Genomic DNA, 12,516 nt, shown 5'->3' on the forward strand with positions numbered 1-12,516 from the left:
GAGAGCATATCTATGGCCATTGATTCCACTCCTTCGCTATCCAACGCGCCTGTGGCTGACACTCATGCACCGCCATCGGAGGCCGCCGACAAGGAAGCTGCCAAACCTCATTCGCCCCAGCCACAAGCGCAGTCGTTCTCGTCTACCGACGCCGGCTATGCACGAAAGTCGTCCGGCGTCGGCCGATTCGGAGCACCATCCAATACCTTGCGTACCACCCGTTCGGCAGCCGACCATGCGCAGGCAAGCTCCGACGTGCAGACCACCGATCCCGCCAAGGTAGACAACGAGCAAAAAAGCAATGAAGGCCTGGCCGCCAGTTCCCAGCAAGTCCAGGCGATTGTCGATCGACGGCCTACCTTCCTGCAGGCCGTATCCAGGGCGCTGTTTCCCAACAGCAAGCTGCCGATTGACCTGGATAGCGTGTATGTCAATGAGTACACGGAAGACTATGTGGGCACGTTCAATGACCGCGGTGGCGCCGCCGGGTTGAAGCGCAACCTGCACGCTCCCCATAAACTGACGGATGTGCTGTCGGAAGCCCTCAAGACAGGGCAGATACCGTCCTTTTTGAACGACCCCCAGACGCGCTATGGCCTTTTCACCAGCCCAAGCGCCGTGAATGCCGACTTGGCCCTCGACGGAGCCGATCCGGCAGACTTCAAAAACCGGCTCGGCCAGCTGGTCCGCGATCCGGCCGCCGCCATGCAGAGCAGCACGGACAACTACTTCGACACGCCCAGCGAGTTCGCACCCGGGGCTCCCGCCAACACCAGCCCATTAGCGTACCTGCGCCTGAATCGAGGGGCGCAGTTCAGGGCGGAGGCCGACCTTCGTACGATCGATGGCACCTTAAAACCGGAGCACAGGGCGCTCATCGACGCAGTCCTCGCCAACCCCGCTCCAACTGCGGAAGAGCGCAAGCAGCCCACCACGCCGGCGGTGTATGGCGTATCGATCATTGCGAACAACATCCCGCCCCCCGGCTTGACCGTGCCAGGGGCGTTCCTGATCGCTGATAACCATTCCACGTCGGGCAAGACGGTAGCGGTGTTCTATTCGCCAACCCGAGGTATCCAAACCTTCGATTCGCTGCAGGATTTTCAAGATCATGTTCTGAAGCAGAATCGCCAAGAGCTGTTGAGTGCACTACCAGACGAAGACGCGGACAAGCTGCCATCCCGCCTTGATGGGCTCCATTTGGGTCTCAATCCGCTTGGCGAAGATATCTTCAACTACAGCGTCAAAACGCAGCTGGATCGCCATAAGAGCGACACCGCGTACGCTTTCAAGCAGGCCAAGGAAAGAGGGATCACCGATCTGAATGACTTGAATGCGGTCGCCGGGAATCTCTCCGAACCCCTGACAGCCTCGTTCGATGCCGACCAGATAGAGGCCCGGCGGAATGCCGCCGTGGTCGAACACAATCGTCCGGCGTGGTGGAAGAACGCCAGCGAGCTGGATCGTGCACAGCTGGACCAACTGGAACGGGACTCGAAGCAGAAGGCCGAAGCGCTCCATGACAGCATGCAAGAGCAAATCCCTACATTGCAGGAGTATGCCGCCCAGCGCATCAAAGACAGCTTGCAGGCGAAATATCCCGATGCGGACATCGATCCGGATACCATCCAGGTGCAATCGTATGCGAGCCGAGCAGGACGACCGCTCCCTCAGCCGTCGGTTTCCTTGACTCAATTCGCGCTCAATAACGTCAAGACCAAATGGGATCTCATTCCCAACGCCGCAGTGAATCCCAACTCGCGAGCCAGCTTTACGGACCGCAACGGGAAGCAGATCACCCTGCTGCAAAGCGATCTGCACAGGTTGGCTCGCGATTTGAATGTGGGCCAGGGCCATCAGGACCTGCTCAAGCGGCGCATGTTATCCGCTGAGGGCAATGAACTGCGCCAAGGCTGGAAGGACAGCTACGCCGCGCAAATGCGCGCTGATGCGAAAGAAGCGAGGCTCAGTGGCGCGCTGGACGACCAAGGCTATGCCCAGGTCATGGCACTCTTGGACCATCCCGATGGGCTCGGTGATAACAGCGAACCACTGCAGATTTTCCATCTAGCCATCGGCGCCGGCCGAGGCAGTCGAACAGGCGCCAGCGTCGAAGGGCCGTTACTGATCGCTAAGAGGAATGCCAAACCCGACGCCCGCCTGCTTCTTTACACGCCCAACGCGCCCGATGGCAACGATTTTGCGACTTACCCGCGAGGCATGGACGATCTGAAAAGGGACCGCCGATTCAGAGGAGACGACTGGCAGGCTTATTTTAAAAATCATGTCTCTGAAAATATGAAATCCTTTTTGGATCAACAATTCAAAAGGGGCTACGACATATTCGATCGCGGCGACATAAAGGCTGCGTCGTTCCGACAGCTCGAAGACACGCTTTACGACGCTCACGTACGACGGCTGTTGGCCGACACGCAGACCTTGTCCAAATCCAATCAGCAGCTGGATGCAGAAACGATGGGAGATCTCTTTCTTGCTGCCATGGATATAGCCACCTCGGCGGCGGACATCGTGGCACCAGGCCGGGCTGCAATGAAGGGGCTGCGGCGCTTGCTTAATCCTTACAAAGCCATCACGAGCCTCAAGGATTTGCCGAACTTTGCTGCCATTGTGCAGAACGGCGCCAAGCGCCCGGCAACCTCCATGGCGCGTGTCGTTCCACGGCGCGCAACCGGGGACAGCGCGCTGCACGAAGCCGCTGCGGTCCATCGCATGACTATCGTAGACGTGCCAGGACAGCGGCAGCGTTATCTGGCTCCGAAAATGCCTGACCAGCCAAATGGCCACTACCTGTTGCGTACCATCGATCCCGACAATGAAGGCCAGCTCGTCAGCGCCGGCATCATTGCCAAGCCAGAGCTACGCAATGGCAAGGAGGTGTGGCAGCCCAAAGTCATCCGGATCGAGGCGGCCGGAGCAAACCAGTCCACGCCCGGCTCAAGTTCGAGTGCAGGAAGCGCCGCGCCTTCAACGTCTCAATCGGGAAACCAGGCCGCGTTGCTGGCTAAATTCATCCATGCGCAAACTTATAAGCAGCGGCGCACTGCATTCAAAAATCTTTATAACGACTACTACAATAATGTTCCCGTAAGCACCTACCCACCCCGGCCTGCCATTCCTTCACTTGGCAAAAATGCAACCACAACAGATCTCATCGATGCCGTGTATAGAAATTCAAACGGCCTCGTGCTTGGCGAAGAACACACCAACGTATCTTCGATTAAATTTCTTTACGACAACCTGTCCAATCTAAAAAGAAATGGTGTCACTACCATCTATGTCGAGGGATTCGATGGCGAATGGATAACCCAGGCGAAAACAAGGAGGCAACGACTTGCCGCGGACGGCGATTGGGACAGGGGGCGATATGGATGGCCCTATACGGTAGGAAATTTATTTGAACGGGCAGAAGAACTCGGCATCCGAATTGTTGGGATAGACAACCATCTGTACACCAGCCCCACGGCAGGTATCAATACAAGATTGAAATCAATGAACTACTGGGGAAAAACAGTCATAGAGATGGATCAGGGACTGCATCCGGGAAAATGGCTTGCGCTGGTCGGGCAAGGGCATATGAAAACGAGCGGCAGGCCTCTCGTGCCGGGGCTGTCGGAAATTCTGGGAGCGGTCGGTGTCGAGATTCACCCTACTTCGAAGGGTATACCCACCTCGATAAGTACCCCCATTGAACGCTGGCAGGGAATTCCGAATCGCCTCCTCCAGATACAAAGCGGAGATCTTCGGATCGACCTGAACATCGATGATGTTGCAAGAGGGCGCCGTCCGGGAACGAGGTGACGCCAAGCATGTGGATCGTAGGCCGTACCCCGGGGTTTCCATGCTTTTCGGGCCGCGCTGGGGCGCCTGTCCCGGATACGTCCGGCCTGCCGTAGGCGATGCAGCCACGCGCTTCCGGATTGCGGATATACAGGCCGCCCTCGGCACATTCCCTGCGATGCGACGGTAAAAATTTATCGATTCACATCGACTCGACAATCTTCTACAAATCTGACGCCAGCTCAGTGCCAGCCTTCACGATGATCGATCCCTCCCTACGGCAGTAGGGAGGGCATGTATTCGCTGCGTTTTCCGGTCAACGGCCTGCGCTTGGTGAGCCCAAAAGAGGTGATCAATAGACAGGATCAAACCGGGGTAAGCCAGCACTGGTTCACCGTGAAAAACTGCGTGTCTAATTCATTCCCACAATATCGAACCGTCCGCCTATCGCGCGATAAGAAATCCCATTCACGGTCTCGGTCGTAAACTGAAACCTTCCGCTAATGCGCTCGGCAGGCTGGTGATTCTCAAATTCGATGCTGCCATGGGTGGCGCGATATTCAATTCTTGAGTCTGGATCATTGCCTTCGCGGATGTAAGACAGAAGAACCACGTCGTCACTGGGCACCGTGTACGTACCACTGGCCGCATCTTTGTCACGCAGCGCGAGGGCAATAATTACGCCTCGATCCTGCCCCACCCGCATACTGGCGTGAAAATATAGCCACCCGCGTCTCGTATCTCGATAAAAATGCTGCGCATTGAACTGAAGGTCAACGGATTCGACACTGGCCTGCATGATCGCCTGCATCTCGCCTTGAGCCTTGCCCGCCTTATCAAAAGGTCCATATACCACCGTGCGCTCCTGTACGTTGGACATGATCATTTTCCTCATGATGAATTGAGATGTATGGATCTGTGTCGCAAGCAACGCGGAATGAAACTGCCTCCGTGGGTAGCAACGAACTACGAAAAGGTGAAGCGCGGACGCGCCAGCCTCGCGCGCGCTCGCACATGCCAGGGCTTGCACGATTCCCCCGGCGAGAATGCACGGTCACGGAGCACGAACATCCAAACCATTTGTGGCAATGGCCGTGAGGCCATCCCTCCCCAAGCCGAGCAAGCAAGCTACCGACCCACTGGAATCACGGTCGAAGGTACCCGTTCATGGCGGGACCGTGCTTGACTATGGCGTACGCTACACCGGGGCGGCTGACGACCAGCCGCAATCTTGAACTGCTTCCGGAACACCCATGCTCACTATCACCAAGCACGATGCCGTCGTAGAAATCCAGTTGGCGCGTCCGCCGGTCAACGCCTTGAACCTGGATTTGTTGGGAGCCCTGCAACAAGCCCTGGCAGAAGCCGTACACGACGGCGCGCGCGGCGTTGTGCTATCCGGCGCACAAGGCATGTTCTCCGCCGGCGTGGATGTCCCGGAGCTGCTGACGCGCGACCGTCCCGGCGTGCGCGAATTCTGGCGCGAGTTCTTCGCCACCTGCACCGCCCTTGCCCACTCGGCGATACCGGTGGTCGCCGCCGTCACCGGCCACAGTCCTGCGGGCGGCGCGGTGCTTTCGCTGTTCTGCGATTACCGCGTGATGGCACAAGGCCCTTATCGCATCGGCTTGAATGAGGTACAGGTGGGATTGATTGCGCCCGATTGCATCCAGATGGCGCTGCGCCGGGTGGTGGGTTCGTATCGGGCGGAACGCTTGCTGGTGTCCGGCGCATTGATCGATGCGGAGCAGGCGCTGGCGTTCGGGTTTGTGGACGAACTGGTCGCGGTGGACCAGGTAACCACGCGTGCCTTGCATTGGCTCAATGAAACGCTCGCCCTGCCCTCGCATGCGATGCTTCGAACGCGGTTGATCGCACGGGCGGATCTGATGGCCACGTTTGCGAATGTGGATGCGTTGCCGATCGATGCGTTCGTGGACGCTTTCTTCCATCCGCAGACCCAGGCGACGTTGCAGGCATTGGTGGCGAGGTTGAAGAGCAAGGCGAAGTAATTTGCGGGCTGGCATGACAATCCAGCCTGCGCGGAACGCGCGCGCCAACATTCCACGCGTGCATACCATGTTGGCGTTCGCTGCGCCTCACTCCCATCTACGTATTCCCTGCTGCGATGGGCCGTGATGCGTCGCTGATCCATCCGCTCCACGAAGGCGCGTACAAGCGCGAGCCGGCCAGCCCGGCATGCTCCATGGCCAGCAGATTGTGGCAGGCAGTAACGCCGGAGCCGCACATGTGCACCACGTGTTCGGGCGCATGATCGCCGATCACCGCGCGAAACGCTTCGCGCAATTCGGCGGGTGATTTGAAACGCCCATCGGCTTGCAGATTCTCGGTAAACGGCCGATTCGCCGCGCCGGGCACGTGGCCTGCAACACGATCGATCGGTTCCACTTCGCCACGATAACGCGCCGTGGCACGTGCATCGATAAGCAAGCCGTCTTGCAGACTACCGACGGTAGCGTGATCGATGACTACCTGACTGCCCTCGTAATGCACGCTCACCTGGGTTGGCTGTCGTGGTGACGGCTCTTGCGATATCGGCAGGTTCGCCGCCTTCCACGCCGCATAGCCGCCATCGAGCACCGCGGCTTCGCGTACACCGCACAGGCGCAGCAGCCACCACAAGCGCGCTGCCGCCAGCGAACCATTGCCGGCGTCATAGCTCACCACCTGCAAACCCGGGCGCCAGCCCAGGCGCGACAGCACGGCGGAGAACGCTTGTTCGGATGGCAATGGATGCCGGCCAAGCCCGAGCGGTATGCGGCTGAGGTCGGAAAGGTCGTGATCGAGGTCGGCAAAGACGGCGCCGGGAATGTGGTCGGCGTGGTAATCGCGCTCGCCTTTTTTGGCATCAGCGAGATCGAAGCGGCAATCGACGATCAGCACCCCATCCGGCGACAGGGCTGCGAGTTCTTCGGCGGCGATCAACGTGCTTTTCATGACTGTTCCATCCTTTGCAGAAGATTCATCAAGATGGCGGCGGTGGCGCCCCAGATGCGGTGGCCTTCGTGCTGGAATTCCACCATCTCGCGTCGATGGCCGCGGTAGTTCATGGCGTAGCGTTTCAGGTTCGATGGATCGAGGAAGAACGCCAGCGGCACTTCGAATACTTCGGCCACTTCATCGGGTGCCGGCACAAAGCGCGCCTGGGCATCGATGCGCGCCACCACCGGCGTGATGCAAAAACCACTGATGGTTTCAAAGCAATCCAGGTAACCCAGCGGAGTCACCAGGGCGCGCGGCAAGCCGATCTCCTCTTCCGTCTCGCGCAGCGCGGTGGTGAGCGCATCGGCGTCGGTGGGATCGGCACTGCCGCCGGGAAACGCGACCTGTCCCGCGTGCGAGCTGAGATGATCCGTGCGGACTGTGAAAACCATGCGCAATGATTGTTCGTCGCGCACGCCTATCAGCACGGCGGCCGGACGGCGCTCGACCTCGCCGATCAGCTCGGTCATCTCGGCATGGTTCCAACCCGGCGGCAGCGGCGGTTGCGACAGCGGCCGCAGGACGCGCTGCAAGGCTTCCATCATGTGGGCTCGCGTGCAGGCAGCACCACGTCCATGAAGTGTGAACGTTCGAGTTCGCTCATGCTGCGCCAGCGGGCGATTTCATCGCCGGTGCGATAGCAGCCTTCGCAATAGCCATGCGCATCCAGCCGGCAGATGCCGACACAGGGGCTGAGAATGGCTTGCGGGGAAAGCGGGGATGGGTTCGACATGCGCCGGACATGCTAACGCACATGCCGTACCGGCGTCAGGGGTTTGGCGCTTGTGGATTCGGCGGCTTGATGTCCAGCAACTCGATGTCGAACACCAGTGCCTGATTTGGGCCGATGCGCGGCAGCGCGCCCTGGTCGCCGTAGGCGAGCGCGGGCGGGATCACTACCTTCCAGCGGTCGCCCACGTGCATGTGCGGAATCACGTACTGCCAGCCGCGCAGCACCTTGTCGACGCCGAAAGTCACGGGGTGGCCGTGCGCCCAGGTACTGTCGAATTCGGTGCCATCGATCAGCATGCCGCGATAGTTGACGGTGACCTGGCTGTCGATGCCCGGGCTGACCGTGCCGTCGCCCTTCTTGATCACCGAGTACTGGATGCCCGAAGGCAACTGCACCACGCCCGGGAGGGTGGCGTTGTGCGTCATGAAGTCAGCGCTTTTCTTGGCGTTTTCGGTGGCAATGCGATGGAACTCGGCCATCGCCTGGTCATGCATGCGTTCGCCGAGGCCGACCAGCTGGTTGTACATGTCCTGCCTGGATACGGCAGGTGCCCGCTTGGCGTAGGCGTCTTCAATGGCTTTCTGCAGCACGGCCATGTCGACCGGGATATCGCCGTCGGAGAACTGCGTACCGATGCGGTAGCCGATGGCGTAGGAAAGCTTGTGCTTGTCGAGCTTCGCCGCCGGGGCTTGCGGCGATGACGAACCGGACGCGTTCGTTCCCTGCGCCTGAACCGCGCACGCGGCAAGCAGCAGCAGAACGGGAAGCAACCAACGCGTAGGTGTCATTACATTCTCCAGGCTGCAAAACCGCCCAACGCCTCCGTGCAGCCGGCATCCTTGAGCGGCCGCGATCCGGGCAAACAGAACTGGTGAGTACGACTTGGAGGCATGGGGCAGGCTCTAAGCATACGGCGAAAGCCGTCATCGTAGGCAGATCGGTGGCTCGATGCAGCTACACCGTAACGCTTCGCGCAGCGAGGGATGGCTCGGAACGGCACGGCGGAGACACCGGACTGGCAATGAGAAAGCCGGGAGCAGCAAAGGTTCCCGCTGCTAAAATCAGTGCTTTACCTCTGCTGGAGCCCTTACGTGGCCTATCGCAATCTCGAGATCGGCAACCGCGGTGCCGTGCGCACCATCACCGTCAACCGGCCGGACAAGCTCAATGCGCTCAACCGCGAAACCTTGAACGAGCTGACCCTCGCTTTCAGCCAGGCCGCGCAAGACGACGCGGTACGGGCGATCGTGCTGGCCGGCGCGGGCGACAAGGCGTTCGTGGCTGGCGCGGACATCAGTGAAATGAATGGCTACACGCCGATGCAGGCGCAAAGTTTCTCGCGCGCCGGCCAGCGGCTGATGAGCAGCGTCGAACGATTGGGCAAGCCGGTCATCGCGCGCATTCAAGGTTTTGCCCTGGGCGGCGGCATGGAACTGGCGATGTGCTGCCATCTGCGCATTGCCAGCGAGAAAGCCAAGTTCGGCCAGCCGGAAATCAACCTGGGCCTGATCCCGGGCTTCGGCGGCACCCAGCGCCTGCTGCGCCTGGCCGGCCGCGGCGCGGCGCTGGAGCTATGCCTGACCGGTGGCACCATCAGCGCGCAGCGCGCTTATGAATTGGGCATCGTGACCCGCGTGGTGGCCCCCGAAGCACTGGATGACGCGGTCGATGCGCTGGCTGACCAGCTCGCTGCCGCGGCGCCGGTGGCGGCGGCAAGCATTCTGGATACGGTGTTGCAGGGCGGCGAAACGTCGCTGGATCAAGGGTTGGAGTTTGAGACGCAGGCGTTTGCGCTGATGTTCGCGACGGAAGATATGAAGGAAGGGACGAGTGCGTTTCTGGAGAAACGCAAGGCGGCGTTCAAAGGAAAATAAGAGCGACGCACACGTTACTACTGGCGAAATTGAGAGCCTATCCCCTTCTACACGCAGGGGAGGGAGTTGATCGCGCAAGATGGAGATTCAAACGATCAATGCCCGCCGCGGTATTTTTTCTCGCCCGCGGCAATGCGCAAATCCAACCGATTCTCCGGCGGCGCGAGCGGGCAGGTGGCGAACGGCGTAAACGAGCAAGGCGGGTTGTAAGCCTTGTTGAAATCCAGCACCACCTTGCCGTTCTGCGGCAACGCGGCGTAGAGGAAGCGCGCCGCGCCATAGGTTTCGTGGCCGGACGTGCGATCGGCAAGCACGAAGAACAATTCGCCGCCCGGCTCTTCCTGGTACGGCAGCAGTTCGTAGGTGTGGCCATCGCGGGTGAACACGGCTTTGCCCGGTACCTTTACGGTGTCGATGGTGCCGATCACCGAGCCCATCTTCAGATCATGCGGCGGGTCGAATGGCACCCATTCGGCCACGATGCGCCACGACGGATCAATCGGGAAGTAATCGATACCAAGGAAATGCCTGCGCGTGGCAGCGTCGGGATCCTTTACGCGCAACGCCTTGCGGCCTTCGCGATCAATCACGTAGAAGCTTGCCGTCCCGAAAGCCACCTGGGTGGGGGCTGCATCGGCGGCGACGTGCATGTCGTCGATCAACGTAGCGTCGTCGGCCGGCTTGCCATCCACCGTCGCGGCGCTGCTCTTGTCCAGCTTGATCCGCACCTGACCGGACTTGTCCAGCGTAATCACGCCAAGATGCGCGGGACCGGCCTGCAGCACGATGTCGTTGTCCGTGGCGGTGCCGACTTTGTTGGCGCCCTCCTGCAGCCATTCCAACCCGATCAGGCTGAGCCAGCCATCCGGCGCGGTCAGTTTCGCGATGCGTTGGGCGCGCCACTGCTCGATGCTCTGCTGATAGGCATCGGATGTTGCGGCTTGGTGGGGGGTATCGGCATGCACGAGGGCTACTCCAGTACTTAGGATCAATCCGGCCAGGACATGGCGCCACATGGGGTTTGCTCCGCTCGATGCAAGTCATGCCGAGTATGGGCGGCTATTTATGGGGGAAACAAGAACTGCTCGGCGACAACGGAGAACAAGCTTATCCGGTCAGGCCATATCGCATAGGAACGGCAAAGCCAACGATCACACTGAGGGGGCCGTCATTCCCGCGAAAGCGGGAATCCATTTTGCTTTGAGGCAAAATCGAAGATGGGTTCCCGCTTTCGCGGAAATGACGGCGGCGAGGGAATGCATACTTCATGCAATCTACCTGCCGCGCAGAAAAAGTTTATCCAGTTCGGTCATGCCCAGCTGCACCCAGGTGGGGCGACCGTGATTGCACTGACCGGAGCGCTCGGTTGCCTCCATCTCGCGCAGCAAGGCATTCATTTCTGGAATGGTAAGGCGCCGGCCGGCGCGCACCGAACCGTGGCAAGCCATGCTCGACAACAGTTCGTTTTCCAGTTCCTGCAGCTGACGCGAACTGCCGTGCTGCGCCAGTTCGCCGAGCACGCTGCGGGTAAGTTCGGCTACGTCCGCGCCGTCCAGCAACGCGGGAATACGCCGCACGACCACTGCGGAAGGACCACTGCGCGAAAGCTCAAGGCCCCAATCGGCCAGGGCATCGCCGTGTTCTTCGGCGGCAGCGGCTTCCTTCGCGCTGACTGGCACCGACAACGGCACCAGCAACATTTGCGAGCGAAGATTGCTGCATGCACGACCGGTTTTCAGCTTTTCGTAAGTGATGCGTTCGTGCGCAGCGTGCATGTCGACCAGTATCAGACCATGCGTGTTCTCGGCCAGGATGTAGATGGTCTTCAGTTGCGCGATGGCATATCCCAGCGGCGGCGCTTCGCTCTCATCGACCGCCGGCATGGGTTGCGAGCTGGTATGGGGCAGGTCCGCCACCGGCTCGCCCAGCAAGGTGGCGTACTCGATCAACGGCTCGTCGCGAACCCCCAGGTGAAGACGGCTTTGCGATGCGCCTACCGGCCAATGGCTCACCTGCCGGCTCGCCTCCTGCACCACCGCCGTGGCGACGCTCGACGCAGCGTTCCACACCGGCGCCTCGGTCGACACATGCTGGCCGGCACGCGTTTGCGCCAATGCTTCATGCAAGGTGCGAAACAGGAAGTCGTGCACGAGGCGCTGCTCGCGAAAACGCACCTCGCTCTTGGCCGGATGCACATTCACGTCCACGCCAGCGGGGTCCAGCTCCAGGTAAAGCACGAACGCCGGATGACGGCCATGGAACAGCACGTCGGCATACGCCTGGCGCACCGCGTGCGCCACCACGCGATCGCGTACCAACCGGCCGTTGACGTAGAAATATTGCGCATCGGCCTGTGGACGCGACGCAGTCGGCAAGCCCACCCAGCCGGACAAGCGCATACCTGCCGAGGCGTGATCGATACGCAGGCTCTGCTGCGGAAATGTCTCGCCGAGCATGTCCGCCACACGCATCAGCATGGCGTTGTCGTCGCGCGCGGCCTTCCACACGCGCACCGATTTGCCATTATGGCTCAGGCGAAATTCAACGCTGCCACGTGCCAGTGCGAGCGACTTGAGCAGATCGTCGATGTGCGCGAATTCCGTGCGTTCCGCGCGCAGGAATTTCCGACGTGCCGGCACGTTGTAGAAGAGATCACGCACTTCCACGCTGGTGCCTTGCGGATGCTGGGCGGGTCGCACGTCCTGCATGCGGCCACTGTCGACTTCGATGCGAAAGGCATTGTCGGTGCCGCGCAAGCGTGAGGTCATGGCGAAACGGCCGACCGAAGCCATCGACGCCAGCGCCTCGCCACGAAAGCCCATGCTGGCGACATGTTCGAGATCATCGAAGCTGCCGATCTTGCTGGTGGCATGCGAGGCAACGGCCAGCGGCAGATCGTCGGCAGCGATGCCGTCGCCATCGTCGCGTACGCGAATCAGGCGCGCGCCGCCAAGTTCGATATCGACTTCGACGCGGCCGGCGCCGGCATCAAGGCTGTTTTCGACCAGTTCCTTCACCACTGAGGACGGCCGTTCGATCACTTCGCCGGCTGCGATCTGGTTGATGAGTTCGGGCGGAAGGGGACGGATGCGCGACATGGGGCGCAAG

General features: G+C 60.5%; 8 protein-coding genes and 1 pseudogene. 3 read left to right on the top strand and 6 right to left on the bottom strand.

The window, feature by feature from the left end:
• Window positions 1-12: 12 nt before the first annotated feature.
• Window positions 13-3,819, top strand: a complete 3,807-nt coding sequence (locus V7M64_RS05615; protein ID WP_333677657.1) for a membrane-targeted effector domain-containing toxin — start codon at window positions 13-15, stop codon at window positions 3,817-3,819.
• Between the two features lie 391 nt (window positions 3,820-4,210).
• On the opposite strand, the gene V7M64_RS05620 is transcribed toward V7M64_RS05615, so the two are convergent.
• A complete protein-coding gene (locus tag V7M64_RS05620) occupies window positions 4,211-4,678 on the bottom strand; it encodes a hypothetical protein (protein ID WP_333677659.1) in 468 nt (155 codons plus the stop codon).
• Between the two features lie 373 nt (window positions 4,679-5,051).
• Here V7M64_RS05620 and V7M64_RS05625 point away from each other — a divergent pair, with 373 nt between their 5' ends.
• Complete coding sequence (locus V7M64_RS05625; protein WP_333677660.1) at window positions 5,052-5,810, top strand: enoyl-CoA hydratase/isomerase family protein; 759 nt, start codon at window positions 5,052-5,054, stop codon at window positions 5,808-5,810.
• A 97-nt stretch (window positions 5,811-5,907) separates the two neighbouring features.
• Here V7M64_RS05625 and V7M64_RS05630 read toward each other — a convergent pair whose 3' ends face one another.
• From V7M64_RS05630 to V7M64_RS05640, 3 genes and pseudogenes are all read right to left on the bottom strand, one after another.
• Window positions 5,908-6,756: a sulfurtransferase gene (locus V7M64_RS05630; protein WP_333677661.1), complete on the bottom strand. Its 849-nt coding sequence runs from the start codon at window positions 6,754-6,756 to the stop codon at window positions 5,908-5,910.
• Window positions 6,753-7,534 (bottom strand): annotated as a pseudogene (locus tag V7M64_RS05635) (CoA pyrophosphatase). Before V7M64_RS05635 ends, V7M64_RS05630 begins: the two are co-directional and overlap by 4 nt.
• A 35-nt stretch (window positions 7,535-7,569) precedes the next feature.
• Window positions 7,570-8,322 carry an FKBP-type peptidyl-prolyl cis-trans isomerase gene (locus V7M64_RS05640; RefSeq protein ID WP_333677662.1) on the bottom strand — a complete coding sequence of 251 codons (753 nt, stop codon included), beginning with the start codon at window positions 8,320-8,322 and terminating at the stop codon, window positions 7,570-7,572.
• Window positions 8,323-8,625: 303 nt separating this feature from the next.
• Here V7M64_RS05640 and V7M64_RS05645 point away from each other — a divergent pair, with 303 nt between their 5' ends.
• Window positions 8,626-9,408 (top strand): enoyl-CoA hydratase-related protein, encoded by a 783-nt coding sequence (locus tag V7M64_RS05645; protein ID WP_333677664.1) that lies wholly within the window; start codon window positions 8,626-8,628, stop codon window positions 9,406-9,408.
• A gap of 95 nt (window positions 9,409-9,503) precedes the next feature.
• On the opposite strand, the gene V7M64_RS05650 is transcribed toward V7M64_RS05645, so the two are convergent.
• Both V7M64_RS05650 and mutL read right to left on the bottom strand, forming a co-directional pair.
• Window positions 9,504-10,373: a DUF1684 domain-containing protein gene (locus V7M64_RS05650; RefSeq protein ID WP_333677666.1), complete on the bottom strand. Its 870-nt coding sequence runs from the start codon at window positions 10,371-10,373 to the stop codon at window positions 9,504-9,506.
• Between the two features lie 309 nt (window positions 10,374-10,682).
• A complete protein-coding gene (mutL, locus tag V7M64_RS05655) occupies window positions 10,683-12,506 on the bottom strand; it encodes a DNA mismatch repair endonuclease MutL (protein WP_333677668.1) in 1,824 nt (607 codons plus the stop codon).
• Window positions 12,507-12,516 lie beyond the last annotated feature (10 nt).

The organism is Dyella sp. (assembly GCF_036746095.1).
Taxonomy (GTDB): domain Bacteria; phylum Pseudomonadota; class Gammaproteobacteria; order Xanthomonadales; family Rhodanobacteraceae; genus Dyella_B.

Coding starts and splice junctions, on each gene's coding strand:
- V7M64_RS05625 (WP_333677660.1), top strand. CDS start 5,052: ATGCTCACTATCACCAAGCACGATGCCGTCGTAGAAATCCAGTTGGCG.
- V7M64_RS05640 (WP_333677662.1), bottom strand. CDS start 8,322: ATGACACCTACGCGTTGGTTGCTTCCCGTTCTGCTGCTGCTTGCCGCG.
- mutL (WP_333677668.1), bottom strand. CDS start 12,506: ATGTCGCGCATCCGTCCCCTTCCGCCCGAACTCATCAACCAGATCGCA.
- V7M64_RS05630 (WP_333677661.1), bottom strand. CDS start 6,756: ATGAAAAGCACGTTGATCGCCGCCGAAGAACTCGCAGCCCTGTCGCCG.
- V7M64_RS05615 (WP_333677657.1), top strand. CDS start 13: ATGGCCATTGATTCCACTCCTTCGCTATCCAACGCGCCTGTGGCTGAC.
- V7M64_RS05620 (WP_333677659.1), bottom strand. CDS start 4,678: ATGTCCAACGTACAGGAGCGCACGGTGGTATATGGACCTTTTGATAAG.